Raw genomic sequence first — 16,754 nt, forward strand, 5'->3', positions numbered from 1 at the left:
CGCTTCAGCGGGTTCGGGGAGCCGGTCCCTGGGAGGCATAGGCGCCCTGGCTTTCGGCAGGCTTGCATCGTGGCCTGGGGATCAGTCGAGCGGCCTTGCCCCGCCTGCGGTCATGAGGTCGAGCTGCTCGAGCAGGGCGTGCTGCTCGCGCTCGTGGTCGCGCAGCTTCAGGAGGCTGTCGGCCTGGCGCTCGGCGCGCTTTTCGGCGAGGCCGCGGGCCTTCAGTATTTCAGACAGTCGTGTCGAGGTCGCGCCGAGTTCGCTCGCCTCCGTGGCGAGGGCGCGCAGGCGCCGCGCGGCGGCGTCGAGGAACAGGCCGTGCATGGTCTCGCCGGCCAGGGTGGCCAGCATGGCCGCCCGGTCGGCCTCGACGCGGGCGGTCTGAGCGCGGTTGGCGGCGAGGTCGCGCTCGGCGAGGCCCCGCATCTGCTCCTGGACCTTGAGCAGGCGCTGGGCGCGCAGGAGCCGGAGGCGGGTGGTCATGGTCTCAGCCCCGGCGCAGGTAGTCGAAGTAGCCCATGACGAACTGCATCATGAACTCGTTGCTGATGAGGTACAGCAGCATCAGGCCGCCGGCCATGATGAACGGCGTGGCGATGAAGTAGACCGGGATCTGCGGCACGAGCTTGTTGATGAAGCCGGCGGCCAGGTTCACCGCCACCGCGTAGACGAGGAACGGCGCGGTGATGCGCAGGCCCAGCACGAAGGCGGTGGTCACCTGGTCGACGATGCGCACCAGGGCGACCTGCGAGCCGATGCCCTCGCCGGGCGGGATCCGGCCGTAGGAATCGACGAGGCCGCGGAACAGCTCCCAGTGCAGGTCGGCGGCGAACAGCAGGGCGGCGGCGGCCATCATGATCATCGCCTCCACCGCCGGCACCGGGTCCATGCCCTCGGCCACCGACCCCGGCATGCCGCCGAAGCCCACCATGGTGGCGGCGGCGTTCACCACGGTCTCGAGGACCACGTAGTAGATCCGGCCGAGGAAGCCGAGGACGAGGCCGGTCAGGCTCTCGGTGACGATCCAGCCCAGGGTGGCGCCGGGGTCCTGCGCGGCGAGCTTGCCCTGGAACAGGGGCAGCAGCATCGGGGTCAGGGCGAGCGAGACCGCCAGCGCGATCAGGAGGCGGACCTGCGCGGGCACGCGGGGACTGGAGAAGCCCGGCACGATGAGGAGGCAGGCGCCGACCCGGCAGAAGATCAGGAACACCCCGAGAAAGCTCTCGGGGCCCAGCACCGCCAGGAGCGGCGCCGTCACGAAATCGTCCCGAGGGAGCGGATCTCGACCCCGCGCGCGATCTCCAGGTGCGAGAGGACGGCGAGCGTCGGATAGAGCCGCTCGATGATCATGCGCACGTAGGGGCGGGCGTCCGGCGCGGTCACGAGGGCGAAGTTGCGGGTCTCGCGCATCTGCTTGCGGATCGCCTCCGACGCCTCGGTGCCGAACTGCTCCACGAGGCGCGGGTCGATGTCGAACTCGATGACCTCGCCCTTGCCGTCGCGCTTCAGGCTCTGGTGGAAGGAGAGGTCCCAGGCGCTGCCGAGGCGCAGCACCGCGAGCACGCCGTTCTCGGCGAGGTCGCCGCAGATCTGCTGGGCGATGCGCATGCGGACGTGCTCGGCGATCTGCTCGGCCCGGCGGGCATGGGGCGTGATCTCGGCCACGGCCTCCAGGATGAGGTGCAGGTTTCGGATCGAGACCCGCTCGGAGAGCAGGAGCTTGAGTACTGCCTGCAGGCCCGAATAGGAGATCTGCGAGGGGCAGATCTCGTCGAGCAGGCGCTTGTACTCGGGGTCGAGCCGGTCGAGCAGGTTGCGCATGTCCTTGTAGGACAGGAGCGTGGGCAGGTTGTTGCGGATGACCTCGGAGAGGTGGGTCAGCAGCACGGAGGAGCCGTCGATGGGCTCGAAGCCGCCGCGCCGCACTTCGCCCGCATAGGCGTCGAGGACCCAGCGCGCCTTCATGCCGAAGGCGGGCTCGCGGACCTCGTCGCTCGGCACGTCCGGCACGGGCCCGTCGCCGGTGACCACGAGGAGCTCGCCCGGGCGCAGTTCCTGGGTCGCCACCACGGTGCCGTGGATGAGGATCTGGTAGCATTTCGGCGGCACGGCCAGGCTGTCGGTGAGCTTGATGTCGGGCACGACGAAGCCGTACTGGCGCGCGAACTTGCGGCGCATCTTGGCGACCCGGTGCGACAGCTCGGACTGCGTCCCCTGGACCTGGGCCGCGATCTGGCGCCCGAGGCAGAGCTCGATCTCCGGGGTCTTCAGCGACTCCTTGACGGATTCGCGTAGCGCGACCTGCTTCTTCTCCTCCTCGGCCTCCGCCTTGGCATCGACGATCGCCTTCTGGGCGGCGAGCTTCTTCGGGATCGCGTAGGCGGTGAAGGCCATCAGCCCGGAGAGCGCCATGAAGGGCACGAAGGGCAGGCCCGGCACCAGGGCGAACAGGAACATGAGGGCCGCGGCCACCGAGAGGGCGCGCGGGTAGGCCCCGAGCTGGCCCATCACCGCCTGCTCGGCGGTGCCCCGCGTGCCGCCCTTCGAGACCAGGAGGCCGGCGGCCAGCGAGACGATCAGGGCGGGGATCTGCGAGACGAGGCCGTCGCCCACCGAGAGCTTGGTGAACACGTCGGCCGCCTGGCCCAGCGGCATGCCGTGGCGGGTGGTGCCGATGATGATGCCGCCGAACACGTTGACGGCGATGGTGATGAGGGAGGCGATGGCCTCGCCGCGCACGAACTTCGAGGCGCCGTCCATGGAGCCGAAGAAGGCGCTCTCCTCCTCCAGCTCGCGCCGGCGGTGCTGGGCCTCCTTGTCGTCGATCAGGCCCGCGTTCAGGTCGGCGTCGATCGCCATCTGCTTGCCGGGGATCGCGTCGAGGGTGAAGCGCGCGCCCACCTCGGCGATGCGGGTGGCGCCCTTGGTGATGACGAGGAAGTTCACCGTGATCAGGATCAGGAAGACCACGATTCCGATGACGAAGTCGCCGCTCATCACGAACTGCGAGAAGCCCTGGATGACGTGGCCGGCCGCCGACACGCCGTGCTGGCCGTTGGCCAGGATCAACCGGGTGGTGGCGATGCCGAGGGCCAGGCGCAGCAGGGTCGCGATCAGCAGGACGGTGGGGAAGGCCGAGAATTCCAGCGGCTTCTTGATCCAGAGGGCCACCATCAGGATCAGCACCGACAGGGCGATCGAGAAGGCGAGCCCGATGTCGAGCAGGATCGCCGGCACCGGCAGGAACAGGATCGCCAGGATGGCGACGATGCCCGCCGCGAACCCGATGTCCCTCTGGGACCGGCGCTCTCCTGCGATCGTGGCGCTTGCCGCCATGGCGGATCCTCAACCCCCGTGAATCAACACGGGCTTGTCGCGCCGCAAGCTTGCGCGAGGGTCGCCTGGCATCGGGCACGGCCTCGGAGACGCGACCGAACGGGCGCGACGCGCGTTGAGGGGACGTCGATTCCGCCGCGCGGGTGCGCGCGTGCTAAGATCATTGTCTGCATCGGCGCCGCGCGTTGGGATTTCGAACCCAGCGGGCGTCGCCCGTCCCGTGTCCCTGGAAAGTCCCGATCGCCCCATGCCTGATCTACGCCTCGTCCTCCCCCTCCTCGGTGCCGTCCTGGTTTCGGGCACCGCGTCGGCCGAACCCACGCCGATCCGCGAGCTGCTCAAGCTCTCCTGCACCGGGGACTACCTCGAGCACTGCAGCATGCATCCCCCCGGCGGACCGGAGGTCGAGGCCTGCTTCCGGCAAAACCTGCGCAAGCTCTCGCCGGACTGCGCCCGGGCGATCCGGTCCTACCAGCGCGAGAAGAAGTCCACCCGCTGAGGGCCGGCCGCGCTGGGCCCCCCGCCGCAACCGTCTCAGGATCACCCCGTGTCGCAGGCCGAGGCCAGCACGCCGACCGATCCGGACGCCGTCCGGTTCCGCGATGCCGGCGAGGCGGCGCTCGTCGTCGAGTTCGGCGCGCGGGTCGATCCGGCCCTGAACGCGCGGGTGCTCGCCCTGGACGCGGCCCTGGCGCAGGACCCGGTCGCCGGCATGCTGGAGACGGTGCCGACCTATCGCTCGCTGATGATCCACTACGACCCGCTGGTGCTCGACCGCGACGCCCTCGCGGCCCGGGTGGGCGGCCTCCTCGACCGGCCCCCGGCAGGATCGCGCCCCGGCCGCACCTGGACGCTGCCCTGCTGCTACGATCCGGCCTTGGCGGAGGATTTGGCGGAGGATCTCGGGGCGGTCGCCGACTGGGCCGGCCTGGCGCCCGCGGATGTGGCCGCGCGTCACGCAAGCGGCACCTACCGGGTCTACATGTACGGCTTCGCGCCGGGCTTCGCCTATCTGGGCGGCCTGCCGGAGGCCCTCGCGATTCCCCGCCGCCGGACGCCGCGCCCGCCCCATCCCGCCAACGCCCTCCTGGTGGGCGGCGGCCTCGCGGCGGTGGCGACCGTCCCGATGCCCACGGGCTGGTACGTCGTCGGCCGGACCCCGGAGCGGCTCTATTCCGAGGCCCGCCCGCAGAGCTTCCTCGTCGAGCCCGGCGACGGCTTGCGCTTCGAGCCGATCGACGCGGCCACCTTCGCGGCCCTCGAGGCCCGCGCGGCGCGCGGGGAGATCCTCGCGCAGAGGGACCCGTGATGGACGGACCCGTGACGGAAGAGCCCGTGAAGGAGGAGCCCGTGACGGCGCGGGCCACGCTCCGGATCCTCTCGGCCGGGGCGGGCGTCACCCTGCAGGATGCCGGCCGGCACGGCTATCTCCGCTACGGCATCACGCCGGCCGGGCCGATGGATCCCCTCGCCCACGCCACCGCCAACCGCGCCCTCGACAATCCCCCGGGCGCCACCGCCATCGAGGTCTCCCTCGGTGGATTGTCGCTCACGGCGGAGGCGACCGCCCTCGACGTCGCCCTGGCGGGGGGCGACCTGCGCATCGACCTCGACGGGCGCCCCCTGCCCGGCGCCGTCGCCCTCACCCTGCGGCCGGGCGCGCGGCTCACCCTGCGGGCGGGCCGGGCCGGGGCCTGGTGCAGCCTGGCGGTGGCGGGCGAGATCGCCGTGGCGCCGGTGCTGGGCTCGACGGCGACCCACACCCGCTCCGGGCTCGGCGGCCTGCACGGTCGCGGCCTGCGGGCGGGCGACGCCCTCGCGGTCCGGGCTGCGCGCGCCTCGGTCGGCGACCCGTGCCGCCTCGCGGCGCCCTGGCTGCATCGGCCGCCGGACGTGATCCGCGTCGTCCTCGGACCGCAGGACGATCTGTTCGAGGCGTCCGCCATCGAGACCTTCCTGGCGGGTCCCTGGCGGATCGGCCCGCGCGGGGACCGCATGGCCAGCTTCCTCGAGGGCCCGTCCCTCCGGGCTCGGACCCACGACATCGTCTCCGACGGCATCGCCATGGGGGCGATCCAGGTCCCGGGCTCGGGCCAGCCCCTGGTGCTCATGGCCGACCGCCAGCCCACCGGCGGCTACCCGAAGATCGCCACGGTGATCGGCGCCGATCTCGGCCGCCTGGCCCAGGCCCAGGCGGGCACGGCGTTGCGCTTCGCCGCCGTCGACCGCGCGCAGGCGGTGGCGGCGCGGCGGGCGGAGCGCGACGCCCTGATCCCCGACATCCCGCGCCAGCCCGTCCTGCGCACCGACTTCCCGTCCGAATTCCTGCTCGGGACCAACCTCATCGACGGCGTCGTCGGTTAGGATCGCGCCGCCAGCGGCCGGGGGTCGCGCCGAGCCGGGGATGCGCCAGATGCCGACCATCGACCTGAATGCCGATCTGGGGGAAGGCTTCGGCGCCTATCGCTGCGGCGACGATGCAGCGATGCTCGCCCTGGTGACCTCGGCCAACGTCGCCTGCGGCTTCCATGCCGGCGACCCCGAGATCATGGCCGAGACCTTCGCCCTGGCGCGGGCGCGGGGCGTCGCCGTGGGGGCGCATCCGGGCTTTCCCGACCTTGCGGGCTTCGGGCGCCGGCCGATGCCGTTCGGCCCGGCCGAGATCGAGCGGCAGGTCGCCTACCAGGTCGGCGCCGCGCAGGCGCTGGCCGCCCTGGCGGGCCATCGCCTGACCTACGTCAAGGCGCACGGGGCGCTGGCCAACCGCGCGGCGGCGGAGCGAGACGTGGCGGATGCGATCGCGCGGGCGGTGCGCGCGGTCGATCCCGCCCTCGGCCTCCTGGCCATCGCCCGGACCGAGCAGGTCGCGGCCGGCGAGGCGGCGGGCCTGGCCGTCCATGCGGAGATCTTCGCCGACCGCGGCTACACAGAGGCGGGCCAGCTGATCCCGCGCGGCCAGCCCGGCGCGCTCATCACGCAGGCCGAGGCGGCGGCGGACCGGGTCCTGGCGATGGTGCAGGCCGGCGGCCTCCTCACGGCGGAGGGCTCCCTGCTGCCGACGCGGATCGACTCGGTCTGCGTGCACGGCGACAGCGCGCATGCGGTGGGCCTGGCGCGGGCGGTGCGGGCGCGGCTGGAGACGGCCGGGATCGTCCTGCGGGGCCTCGGTCAGAACCCGGTGACGATGCGCCCGTAGGTGGCCTCGGCGAAGGTGTAGATCTGCGCCCCGATGAAGGAGCTGGTCACGAGGAGCACCAGCAGGATCACCACGATCTTGGGCACGAAGGTGAGCGTCACCTCCTGGATCTGGGTCAGCGCCTGGAGCAGCGCCACCAGGATGCCGATCAGCATCGCGGCGCCGATCGCGGGTCCCGCCGCGACGATCACGGTCCAGATCGCGGCGCGCACGAGTTCGAGGGCGTCGACCTCGTTCATCCGGGGAGCGGCCTTGTCCTGTGGGGTTTCGCGTCCACTCTACGCCGGAACGCCGTCACTGCGACAGGGAAATGCCCTGCGCCAGGAGCACGTCCTGGCCGTTGGTGAGGCGGGCCAGGGCGCCCTCGCTGGTGATCTTCACGGACTGGACCTCGCCCGTGACCGTGCCGTCCGAGGACGTGATGGTGCGGCCGATGATCTGGTCGGCCTGCGACAGGAAGCTCGAGGAGAGCAGCGAGTCGAGCTTGGTGTTGGTCTTGGTCGCCTGCTCCACCTGCGAGAAGGTCGCCAGCTCGCTGACATAGGCCGTGGAATCCATCGGCTTCGTCGGATCCTGGTTCTTCAGCTGCGTCATCAGCAGGGTGAGGAAGGTGTCGGCGTTCATCGAGGCGGCGATGCCGGTCGCGGACTTGGTGGCGGCGGCGGTGGCGGCCGTCTGGGATGTGGCCGTGCTGGGGACGCTGGCGACGCTCATCGGCGGGCCTCCTGGTTCGATGGCCCGGTCAGGCCGGGTGGACGGGGGATACGACGGGCGCGGCCCGCAGCACCGGTGCGGCGGCCCCTACCGGAGCGGGGGCGGCCGAGGGGGCGGCCATGAGGGCGGCTTCCGCCGCGTAGAGCCCGCGGATCAGCTTGAGCGCCTCGATCAGCCGGCCCGCCTCGACGAGCCGGCCGGCGCCGAGGACGCCCTCGCGGATCTCCGGATCGGCGACGACGGCGAGGAGACCTGCCTGCAGGGTGCGGCAGAGCTCGCGGGCGCCGTCCGCGTTGGCCGGATCGATCACCAGCGCCTGGACCGCGAAGTAGAGCTGGCGCAGGGGCGTGGTCGCCGCCTCCGCCTGCAGCACGTGGGTCTCGAGCAGGAAGGTCGCGTCGTTCAGAAGCTCCAGGGAGACCTTCCGATCGACGCGCAGGACCGCGCCGTTCACGTAGACGCGCTCGCCGGCGCGCAAGGACAGGCGCATGGTCCGGCTCACCGCAGGCCGTCCCGGATCGAGGTGTTGACCGCGATGAGCGCCGACAGGGCGCGGTCGGGCTCGGCGATGACGGCGTTGGCCTCGTGCATGCTCCACAGGCCGATGGAGACGAGGTCGGCGCGCAGGTCCGGCGGCAGGCCGTTCTCCTCGCTCTGGAGGTCCTCGATGAGCACGCCCCAGAGGCTCTGCAGGAAGCCGGCCGCCATGGCGCGATCCGGCTGCTGGGCATCGGGCCGGTCGGCGATGCGCAGCAGGTCGAGCGCCCGGTCGAAGGCGGCGCGCTCGCGCTCGCGCGCGATGGCCGGGGCCTCCTCCAGGATCTCGGCGTAGGAAAACTGGTACATATCGGTCCTGTCCCGTGTATCCGCGGCCCGCCGCGCCGGGGCGCGGATCGGACCGATGAGCCGTTGGGGCCGACGGGGCCTTCCGGGAAGGCGCCCGCCGCCGGGTCGTGACGGGGCTCGGTCGTCCGGGCCCCGCGCCGCGCTAGAGGTAGTTGACGAGGGAGAGCTGCCGCAGCTGCGCGGTCAGGGCGTAGGAGATCTGCACCTGCGTCGACAGGCGGTCGACCCGGGTCTTGGCCTCGGCCCGGTCCACGCCCTCCATGTCCATGATCTGGGCGTCGAGCAGCGAGGTCTGCGACTCGAGCCGGGTGTTGGCCGCCGCGATCGCGGCCTGCGAGCGGCCGAGATCGGCCTGGAGCGTGATCAGGCCCTTGCTCGCCTCGCCCAGCAGCCCGGCGACCCGCGTGGTCAGGACGCCCTGGGCGGCCGCCGAGAGGTTCGCGGACCCGAGTTCGGAGGCCATCACGTAGGCCATGGCGAGCTTGCGCAGGGCCGGTGCGTTGGCGCTCGCCGACGTCTCCACCGTCTCGCTGAGCGAGATCTGGTTGGTCAGGGGCGCGGTGCCGGCCGCGGACCAGGTCGTCCCCCACGACGCTTCGGCGAACAGGCCCTGGAAGGCCGGCCCGTCGAGGAAGGCCGCCATGTCGCCCTCCGTGATCGCGCTCACGCCGGCGCTGTCCTGCGACAGCCCGAAGGCCGCGCGGAAGGCCGCGTCGACGGCGGTCTTCGCCGGGGAGGCCGGACTCGTCGCGTAGGTGGACATCGGCGCCGCGGCGGTCCGGGTGCCGCCGAAGACGTACTGGCCGCCCGCGGAGGTGTTGAGGAGCGCGGTCAGGGTGCCGAGCCGGTTCGCCGCCATGTCCTTGAGGACGCCGGCCCGCTTGTCCTCGGGGACGCCCGTCAGCGCCGTCAGGGTGGCGTCGGCCCCGTCCTGGATCTGCTTCAGGACGGCCTGCGAGGTGCCGAGCCGGAGGCTCGCGGCGTTGTTGCTGTCGCGCAGGGCGGCGAGCTCGGCGCTCTTCTGGCGCAGCCCGACGGCGAGGCCGGTGCGGCTGCCGAGCGCCAGGCCGACATCGGCATAACGGCCGGTGACGATCTCCTGGTTGGCCTGCGCCATGTCGGACTGCATGCGGGCCACGCCGATGCGCGGCGTGTTCCAGAAGCTCAGGGTGGAGAGGGCGTTGGTCCGCATGGGGTCTATCGCACCGCGTCCATCAGGGTTTTCAGGAGATCGTTCACCAGGGTCAGCAGCTTGGCCGAGGCGGTGTAGGACCGTTCGAGCGCGAGGGTCGTCGCCGTCTCGTCGTCGGTGTTGACGCCGGTGGCGTTCGAATAGGCGTCGGAGGCGCGGGCGAGCAGCGTCGACTGGTAGTTCGACTCCGCGGTGGCGGCCTGCCGCTTGCCCGCGAGCCAGCCCACGGACGCCGTGGCGAAATCCTGGAGGCTGCCGCGGCTGGGAAGGTCCGCCGAGGCGTTGAAGGCGCGGTCGGCCGTCAGGACCGAGGCCAGCGTCCGCAGGCGGCCCGCGAAGGCGGTGCCGCCGCTGGCCGCCGGGTTCGACCGGTAATCGGCCCCCGCGATGCCGCCGTCCCGCAGCAGCGCGACGTCGCCGCCGCGCTGCGGATCGACCGAGGCGTTGACCCGGAGCCGGGCGGCCAGCCCGGTGGCGGCGAAGGGACCGCTCGGCACCGACCCGCCGGCATCCGCCGCGAACAGGCCGGCCGCCCGCGGGGGGACCCCGCCCGTGACGCCGAAGCCGACATCGACCAGCGTCCGGCCGGCCGTGGCGTCCAGGTTCTGGACGGTGAGCTGCGCGGCGGCCCCCGAGGCCGCCGCGGTGGTGAAGGTGAGGCGCCCGGCGCCGTCGAGGGCGGCGGTGACCTTGCCGGAGAGCGACGGCGTCGCGGTGTCGGCGGCGATCCGGCCGTTGATCGCAGCGACGAGCTCGGCCGGGGTCACCCGGGACGGGTCGGCGGCCGCACCCGCCATCGTGCTCGCGTTCAGCACGATCTTGACGGCGGAGCCGTCGGCGAGGCTAAGGGCGAACGCCACTTCGTTGGCGCCGCCGAGATCCGCCGTCCCGGCCGTGCCCGCGGCGCCCCCCGGGCGGAACGCCTCCGTCGTGGCGAGGGCGCCGAGGGCGCTCACCTGGCGCGTCGCTTGGTTCAGGACGCGGGTCCCGGTCTCGGCGAAGGCGTCGATGAGGCTGGCGGCGATCCCGTCGAGCTGGGATTCGTAGCGGGTCGCCACGCCGTCGCGCAGTTCCGCCAGGCCGGCGATGCGGCCGGACTGCACCGGCATCGGGGAATCGGCCCCCGTCACCGGCACGCCGTCGACGATGACGGCGGCCCCGGTGGTGCCGGCCGGGAAGGCGGCGGTGGGCGTGAAGGCGACGCGCCGGGCGCTGCGCTCGAACAGGGGGACGCCGCTGTCGGTGTAGATCGCGACGTCGTTGCCGGCGCGCACGACCGTGGAGATGCCGATCTCCTGGGACAGGCCGGCGAGGATGCGGTCGCGGTCGTCGAGGGCGTCGGTCACGTCGCTGCCGTTCGCGGTGCCGCGGGTCACGACCCGGTTGGCGGCCTCGAACTGGGACAGGAGGTCGTTGATGCGCACGACCGACTCGGCGAGGCCGGCATCGGCCTGCTCGCGTACGGTCTCGACGGCCGCCGCGCTGCTGTTCAGGCTCGTCGCGAGGTCGCGCGCCCGGTCGACCGCGTCGCGCGCCAGCGCCACGTCGTCGGGCTGGTTGGCCGCGGCCTTCAGGGCCGCGTTGAGGGCCCCGAGGCGCGCAGCCGGAGAGGTGCCGTCGCCGGTGTCGCCGATGGTGCCCTGAAGGGTGGCGAGACCGTCGAGCACGGCCTCGCTCGCGGCCACGGAGGAGGTTCCGGCGAGCTTGCGGTCGAACAGGGCGACGTCGGTGGCCCGCTGGATCGAGACCGCGCTGCCCCCGCCGGCCGCCACCAGGTTGGCGATCTTGCGGGTGTAGAACGGATCGCTCGCCCCGGCCGTGTTGCGCGCGGCGACGGCGATCTGCGTCGAGGTCGCGAGCAGCGAGGTCCGGGCGGAGTTGAGGGCGAGGGCGAGGCCCATCGGGTGTGTCCTGGAAAGCGGGCGGGTGGTGGGCGGCGGGCGCCGCCGCACCGGGGGGCGCGGCGGACGGGGCTTCGAGGCCCTGAGCCCGGTGCCGGAGTCCGGCGCCGGGCTCCGGCGTGGCCTCAGCGCTTGAGGTTCATCAGGGTCTCGAGCAGCTCGTTGCCGGTCATGAACACCTTCGAGTTGGCGGTGTAGACGGTCTGCGACTCGATCATCGAGGTCAGCTCGGTGCTGACGTCGACGTTGGACTGCTCCAGGGCGCTCGCCTTGAGGGTGCCGAGGCCGCCGAGACCGGCGAAGCCGATCTGGAGGTCGCCGGAGTTCAGCGACGGCAGGTAGACGTTGCCGGCGCGCGGATCGAGATTGTCGGGGCTCTTCACTTCGGCGATCGGGATCTTGAAGGCCTCGAGGCGGGTGCCGTCGGCGTAGGTCGCGTAGACGAGGCCGTCCGGGCCGAATTCGGTGCCGGTCACGGCCGAGGGCGCCTTGCCGTTGGCGGTGCCCTTGAGGGCGTCGGCGCCGGCGAGCTGCGTCATGCCGCTCATGTCGAGGGTGAAGGGCTCGCCCCCGGGAATCGTGAAGCTCGCGGTGGTCGGGCCGGACAGCTTGCCGTCGGCGTTGAAGACGAACTGGATCGGCGCGGTCAGGGCCGTCTGGTCCGGTCCATAGACCGAGGCGGTCCAGGTGTTGGGGAGGACCGGCGGAGTGGCGGTCGCGTCCGCGGGCGTGTGCTTCAGGTAGATGTCGAGGGTGACGCTGTTGCCGAGCTTGTCGTAGGTGACGAGCGAGGTCTTCTTCGAGTAGTTCGTCGGCGACACGGTTCCGCCGAGCGTCGGCGTGTCGGCCGCGAGGTTGCCGCCCATCGTCGCCTTGGTGGAGGGCGACGCCCGGAGGCCGAGGCTCGCCATGTTCACGGGCACCAGCCCGTCGGTGCTGTTGAGGGCGGGGGTCGGCGCCTGGCCGTCGACGAGGCTGTAGCCCATCAGCGTGAAGCCGCCGGCGTTGACGAGGTTGCCCGTCGGCCCGTCCACCACGAAGTTGCCGGCGCGGGTCAGGTAGGACGCCTTGTTGTCGTCCTGCACCACGAAGAAGCCGTTGCCCTGGATGGCGAGGTCGGTCTTCGAGGACGTGAAGGTGACCGGGCCCTGGGTGCCGATCGACCGGCGGATCGTGGTCTCGACCGCGCCGGAGGTGTAGTTCGCCGTGGAGCCGCCATCGATCAGCAGGGACGAGAACTCGGCCGCCGAGCGCTTGTAGCCCGTGGTGCTCGAGTTCTGGACGTTCTCGGCGACGGTGGAGATGCGGTTCGACTGCGCATTCATGCCGGAGACGCCGGTGCGCAAAACGCTGATGAGACTCATGACGTCACCTCGAAGAGGGGGATCGCGGCGCGGCGCGACGGTGTGGCGGGCACTAAAGGAAGGCAGGCTTGCGCGGGGCTGGGTGGCCGCGCGTGCGGGGGACGGAACGGGGCGGATGGGGCAGCGGGCGGCATGATCGGCCTCACGTCCGCAGGAACTGCGCGAGCTCCAGGAACGCGTCCTGGCTCGCCGCCATGCCGGGTTCCTGACGCAGGGCCTCGTAGATCCGCGGCACAAGGAGGATGGCCTGGTCGAGCTCGGCATCCTCGCCGGTGCGGTAGCCGCCCATCAGGCGCAGGTCGCGGGTCTCCTCGAACCGGGCCATCATGGCCTTGAGGCGCCGGACGAGCTCGCGCTGCTCGGGCGTCCAGACTTCGGAGGCCAGGCGCGAGATCGACCCGAGGAGGTGCACGGCCGGATAGCGGCCCTGCTCGGCGATGGCCCGGTCGAGGACCACGTGCCCGTCGAGGGTGCCGCGGATCGAATCCGCCACCGGGTCGTTGTGGTCGTCGCCGTCGACGAGCACCGAGAACACGCCCGTGATGGTGCCGGCGCCGTCGAGGCCGGGGCCGGCCCGCTCGAGGAGGCGGGGCAGGTCGGAGAACACGCTCGGCGGATAGCCCCGCGCCACCGCGGGCTCGCCGGCCGCCAGGGCGACGTCGCGGGCCGCGTGGGCGTAGCGCGTGACGGAATCCACGATGAGCAGCACGGATTCGCCGGCGTCGCGAAACGATTCCGCGATGGCGAGCGCCATCTTGGGCGCCTGACGGCGCATCATCGGGCTCTCGTCCCCGGTGGAGACGACGATGACGGACCGGGCCCGGTTGGGCGCCATCGCGCCGTCCAGGAATTCGCGCACCTCGCGGCCGCGCTCGCCCACCAGGGCGACGACGACGCTGTCGAAGCCGGTGGCCCCGGCCAGCATCGCCAGCAGGGTCGACTTGCCGACGCCGGAGCCGGCGAAGATGCCGATGCGCTGGCCGAGGCAGAGGGGGGTGAACAGGTCGAGGGCGCGAACCCCGGTGCGCAGGGGCTGCGTCACCCGCGCCCGCTCCATGGCGGGGGGCGGGGCGGCTTCCAGCGGCACGGCGCGGGCGCCCGGGACGAGGTCGCCGAGGCCGTCGATGGGGCGCCCGAGGGCATCGATCACCCGGCCCTTCCAGCTCGGGTCCGGGCGCAGGGTCGGGTCGCCGAGGCGATAGGCCAGGGTTCCGATCCCGGCCTCGATCCGGGAATCGAACGGCTTCACGGTCACGCCGCCCGCATCCACGCGCACGACCTCGCCGATCTGCTCGCGGCCGTTGGCCAGGAAGCCCATGCGGTCGCCGAGGGTCATGAACGGCGCCACGCCGGCGACGCGGGCCGCGCTGGCGGTGACCTCCTGGATCGGCCCGCCGACGCGCACCAGGGGCAGGGCCTCGCGGCCCCTCGCCAGGGCCGCGCCGAGGCGGTCGAGGAGATCGGGCATCGGCTCAGCCCTGGGGGCTCAGGGAGCGGATCGCCCCGGAGAAGGTGGTCTCGGTCTCGGCGCTGAGCGTCGCCGCGCTCTCGAAGGCGCGCTGGATGGTGATGAGCTTCGTCATCTCCAGCACCGGGTTGACGTTGGCGCCCTCGACATAGCCCTGGACCATGCCCATGCGGGTGAAGTCCTGCACCGGGACCGCCGGCAGGCTGGTGCTGACGCCGTTCGGCTCGGCGCGGGTGAGCGTGGTCTTCGGGTCGAGGGTGAAGAGGCCGATGGCCCCGACCTGGTTGATGCCCTGCGAGACGCTGCCGTCGCGCCCGATGGTGGGCGGGCCGGCCTGCGGATCGAGCAGGATCGGCGCGCCGCCGGGATCCAGCATCGGCTGGCCGGTGAGGCTGCGCAGCTGGCCCAGCGCGTCCATCGTCATGCGGCCGTCGCGGGTATAGACGGGGCCCTTGGCGCCCCGCACCGCGAACCAAGCCTCGCCCTGGACCGCCACGTCGAGGGGGCTGTCCGTCTTGATCGTCGGCCCGGCCCGCTGGGAGATGTAGGTGTCGCCGGAGGAGGCGAAGGCGACGGCGCCCTTGGTGGCCTGGGCGAGGAGCGCGGTGAACTTGGTGTCCTCGGCGCGGTAGCCGCTGGTGGACAGGTTGGCGACGTTGTTGGCGACCGCGTTCAGCCGCTTGTCGAGGGCGATCTGCGCCGAGAGCGAGACGTAGAGGGCGTTCTGCATGGCGCCTCAGCTCCCGAAACGAATGCGCTGGAGGCTGAGGAGCAGACTCGCGTCGAGGCCCTGCGCGGTGGAATCGGCGAACAGGTTGAGGACGGGGGCCGACGCCGCGTTGTTCTGGGCATCCCAGATCGCGGTGAAGCGCTGCACGAAGCGCTGCAGCTTGTCCGGGTCCTTGAAGCTCGCGAGATCCACCCGCTTCTCGATGATCGCCGCCTGGCCGGCGATGCCGTCCGCGCTGGAACTGTCGGGCAGGCCCAGGACGGTCTTGACCACCTGCGACAGCGCCGGATCGCCCAGAACGCCGTAGCCCGAGGAGACGGTGGGCGCCATGCGGGCGAAGTACAGGGCGAGACGCACGCCGGCATCCTCGCTGCCCGCATCGGTCTCCAGGCTCTGGCGCAGGTAGGCGGCGGTGGTGTCCGTGGTGGCGGCGGGCAGCGTCGTCGTGAAGGCGCCGTAGGTGTTGAAGTCGAAGGCCTTGGCGAAGGCGACGTAGCGGTCGTCGGCGAGGCGGTTGGCGAAGGCTTTCGAATCCGAGACCCCTTCGGTCAGCACCTTGCGCATGAAGGCCTTGGCGTAGGTCATGTCCTCCAGGCCGTAGGCCTTCATCGCGTAGGCGTAGAGGCGCCGGTCGCCGAGAAAATCGTCGATGGATTTCACGTCGCCGATCTTCGCCTTGTAGTAGGCGGTCTCGCGGGCGACGTCGGGCTGCGCGGCCTTGCGCGCCAGGGTGCCGTCGAGGTCGCGGGCGATCAGGCGGTAGCTCGTGAAGGTGCTCGTCATGGCAGGGCGCGATCGCTCGTGCGGCGCGGTGGCATCGCCGGATTGCAAAGAGAGGGGCGGGACGGCCGGGCGCCCGAGGCGTCGCGGAACGGAGCCGGGGCGGCCCCCGTCCGGCCTAGGCCGCGGGGCTTGCCGGAGGCTGGCGCCGAGACCGGGCCGCGGGCGGCCGTCACAGCGGGGTCGGCCCGATGATCGTCTCCGAGGTGATCACGACCCAGCCGGACCCGGTGGCGCGGATGGAGAGGATGCGGCCCGCGCCCGGCAGGACGGCGCCCGGCACCACCTGGCGCAGGCCCTCGGGGCCTTCCACCAGGGCCGCGCCCTCCGTCACCCGGCGCAGGACGTAGCCCCGTGCCTTCGCGGCGGAGTCGCCCCGCGGCTCGTCGGCGCGCGGCGGGACGGGATCGGGCAGCGCGCCGGTGGTGGTCGGATCGAGGTCGAGGGCCGCCTCGCGGACGGGGGTCGCCGTCCGCTTCCAGGCGAAGCCGCCGCCCACCGCCGGCAGGAACGGCTGGACCGAATAGGTGTTCGAGGCGCCCGTGATCGCGAAGGCCGCGAAGGTGCCCGAAACCACGGCGAGGCCGAGGCAGAGTCCGACGGCGGCGCGCTCCACGGCGGCCGCCCGGGACCGGCGCAGGATCTCGGCCCCGGCGGAGGGACGGGTGTAGCCGGGACGCGGCGAGAGCGGGGTGGCGGCGCGACGGGAGAAGGTCGGGGTCATGGCCATCGCAAGGGGAGCCGGCGGACGAGCCAAAACACTCACATGTTATAGTTACCAAGCCGTTAAGATCCGGCCCGGATCGACAGTCCGGAAACCCGCTGTTAAGCCTGCCCGCAGGTCGCGGACGGGACGGCGGGACGATGGCGGATTGGCAGGAGGCGGTTGCCCGGGGAGACCGGCCCGCGCGCACGCCCTCGCCGAAGCGCTTCCGCGTGATGCAGCAGGGCCGCATCGTCCTCGGCCCGGAGAGCCTGGTGCCCTGCATCGTCCGGGACCTCTCGCCGAAGGGCGCGAGCCTGCGCCTGCCGCGCCCGACCCCCCTGCCCGAGCGCTTCGATCTCGTCATCGCCGGCCACGAACTCCGGACCGTCGCGGTCCGGCTGCGCTGGCAGCGCGCCGACTTCGCCGGCGTGACCTTCCTGGCCCAGGACTGAAACCGTCCCCCGCGGGGGTGCGTCCCGCGGGCCTGCGGCACATCCGGGCACAGGCCCGGGCGATCGGCC

19 protein-coding genes are annotated in these 16,754 nt (G+C 72.5%); 5 read left to right on the forward strand and 14 right to left on the reverse strand.

Features of this window, described 5'->3' with window-relative positions:
• Positions 1-81: 81 nt before the first annotated feature.
• The 3 genes from ASF18_RS21795 to flhA are packed head-to-tail and all read right to left on the reverse strand — an operon-like array spanning position 82 to position 3,336.
• Positions 82-483, reverse strand: coding sequence for a hypothetical protein (locus ASF18_RS21795; RefSeq protein WP_056355340.1), 402 nt, complete (start codon positions 481-483; stop codon positions 82-84).
• 4 nt (positions 484-487) lie between these two features.
• Positions 488-1,258: a flagellar biosynthesis protein FliR gene (fliR, locus tag ASF18_RS21800; protein ID WP_056213207.1), complete on the reverse strand. Its 771-nt coding sequence runs from the start codon at positions 1,256-1,258 to the stop codon at positions 488-490.
• Positions 1,255-3,336, reverse strand: a complete 2,082-nt coding sequence (gene flhA, locus ASF18_RS21805; RefSeq protein ID WP_056213205.1) for a flagellar biosynthesis protein FlhA — start codon at positions 3,334-3,336, stop codon at positions 1,255-1,257. Before flhA ends, fliR begins: the two co-directional genes overlap by 4 nt.
• 247 nt (positions 3,337-3,583) lie before the next feature.
• On the opposite strand from flhA, the gene ASF18_RS21810 reads away from it, so the two are divergent.
• The 4 genes from ASF18_RS21810 to ASF18_RS21825 are packed head-to-tail and all read left to right on the forward strand — an operon-like array spanning position 3,584 to position 6,532.
• Positions 3,584-3,835 carry a hypothetical protein gene (locus ASF18_RS21810; RefSeq protein ID WP_056213202.1) on the forward strand — a complete coding sequence of 84 codons (252 nt, stop codon included), beginning with the start codon at positions 3,584-3,586 and terminating at the stop codon, positions 3,833-3,835.
• Positions 3,836-3,883: 48 nt separating this feature from the next.
• On the forward strand, positions 3,884-4,645 hold the full coding sequence (locus ASF18_RS21815; protein ID WP_056355344.1) for an allophanate hydrolase subunit 1: 762 nt from the start codon (positions 3,884-3,886) through the stop codon (positions 4,643-4,645).
• On the forward strand, positions 4,645-5,700 hold the full coding sequence (locus tag ASF18_RS21820) for a biotin-dependent carboxyltransferase family protein (RefSeq protein WP_056355347.1): 1,056 nt from the start codon (positions 4,645-4,647) through the stop codon (positions 5,698-5,700). Before ASF18_RS21815 ends, ASF18_RS21820 begins: the two co-directional genes overlap by 1 nt.
• A gap of 49 nt (positions 5,701-5,749) precedes the next feature.
• On the forward strand, positions 5,750-6,532 hold the full coding sequence (locus ASF18_RS21825; RefSeq protein ID WP_082487887.1) for a 5-oxoprolinase subunit PxpA: 783 nt from the start codon (positions 5,750-5,752) through the stop codon (positions 6,530-6,532).
• Here ASF18_RS21825 and ASF18_RS21830 read toward each other — a convergent pair.
• The 11 genes from ASF18_RS21830 to ASF18_RS21880 form a co-directional block, all read right to left on the reverse strand.
• On the reverse strand, positions 6,505-6,771 hold the full coding sequence (locus ASF18_RS21830; RefSeq protein ID WP_056181443.1) for a flagellar biosynthetic protein FliQ: 267 nt from the start codon (positions 6,769-6,771) through the stop codon (positions 6,505-6,507). The two genes, ASF18_RS21825 and ASF18_RS21830, sit on opposite strands and share 28 nt — an antisense overlap.
• A gap of 55 nt (positions 6,772-6,826) precedes the next feature.
• A complete protein-coding gene (flgD, locus tag ASF18_RS21835; RefSeq protein WP_056213421.1) occupies positions 6,827-7,246 on the reverse strand; it encodes a flagellar hook assembly protein FlgD in 420 nt (139 codons plus the stop codon).
• Positions 7,247-7,274: 28 nt separating this feature from the next.
• The gene (gene flbT / locus ASF18_RS21840; RefSeq protein WP_082487877.1) at positions 7,275-7,736 is read right to left on the reverse strand and encodes a flagellar biosynthesis repressor FlbT; all 462 of its coding nucleotides are present in this window, start codon (positions 7,734-7,736) and stop codon (positions 7,275-7,277) included.
• 8 nt (positions 7,737-7,744) lie between these two features.
• On the reverse strand, positions 7,745-8,092 hold the full coding sequence (flaF, locus tag ASF18_RS21845; RefSeq protein WP_056213195.1) for a flagellar biosynthesis regulator FlaF: 348 nt from the start codon (positions 8,090-8,092) through the stop codon (positions 7,745-7,747).
• 142 nt (positions 8,093-8,234) lie between these two features.
• On the reverse strand, positions 8,235-9,284 hold the full coding sequence (locus tag ASF18_RS21850) for a flagellar hook-associated family protein (RefSeq protein ID WP_056274202.1): 1,050 nt from the start codon (positions 9,282-9,284) through the stop codon (positions 8,235-8,237).
• A gap of 5 nt (positions 9,285-9,289) precedes the next feature.
• The gene (gene flgK / locus ASF18_RS24980; RefSeq protein WP_056355351.1) at positions 9,290-11,185 is read right to left on the reverse strand and encodes a flagellar hook-associated protein FlgK; all 1,896 of its coding nucleotides are present in this window, start codon (positions 11,183-11,185) and stop codon (positions 9,290-9,292) included.
• Positions 11,186-11,310: 125 nt separating this feature from the next.
• Complete coding sequence (locus ASF18_RS21860; protein WP_056274209.1) at positions 11,311-12,549, reverse strand: flagellar hook protein FlgE; 1,239 nt, start codon at positions 12,547-12,549, stop codon at positions 11,311-11,313.
• Between the two features lie 142 nt (positions 12,550-12,691).
• Positions 12,692-14,017 (reverse strand): flagellar protein export ATPase FliI, encoded by a 1,326-nt coding sequence (fliI, locus tag ASF18_RS21865; RefSeq protein ID WP_056213188.1) that lies wholly within the window; start codon positions 14,015-14,017, stop codon positions 12,692-12,694.
• A 4-nt stretch (positions 14,018-14,021) separates the two neighbouring features.
• Positions 14,022-14,747 (reverse strand): flagellar basal-body rod protein FlgF, encoded by a 726-nt coding sequence (flgF, locus tag ASF18_RS21870; protein WP_056274212.1) that lies wholly within the window; start codon positions 14,745-14,747, stop codon positions 14,022-14,024.
• A 6-nt stretch (positions 14,748-14,753) separates the two neighbouring features.
• Positions 14,754-15,530, reverse strand: a complete 777-nt coding sequence (locus tag ASF18_RS21875) for a DUF1217 domain-containing protein (protein ID WP_056213182.1) — start codon at positions 15,528-15,530, stop codon at positions 14,754-14,756.
• 169 nt (positions 15,531-15,699) lie between these two features.
• A complete protein-coding gene (locus ASF18_RS21880; RefSeq protein WP_056213179.1) occupies positions 15,700-16,251 on the reverse strand; it encodes a hypothetical protein in 552 nt (183 codons plus the stop codon).
• A 140-nt stretch (positions 16,252-16,391) separates the two neighbouring features.
• Here ASF18_RS21880 and ASF18_RS21885 point away from each other — a divergent pair, with 140 nt between their 5' ends.
• Positions 16,392-16,685 carry a PilZ domain-containing protein gene (locus tag ASF18_RS21885; RefSeq protein WP_056213176.1) on the forward strand — a complete coding sequence of 98 codons (294 nt, stop codon included), beginning with the start codon at positions 16,392-16,394 and terminating at the stop codon, positions 16,683-16,685.
• Positions 16,686-16,754 lie beyond the last annotated feature (69 nt).

Source organism: Methylobacterium sp. Leaf89, assembly GCF_001422215.1.
Classification (GTDB): Bacteria; Pseudomonadota; Alphaproteobacteria; order Rhizobiales; family Beijerinckiaceae; genus Methylobacterium.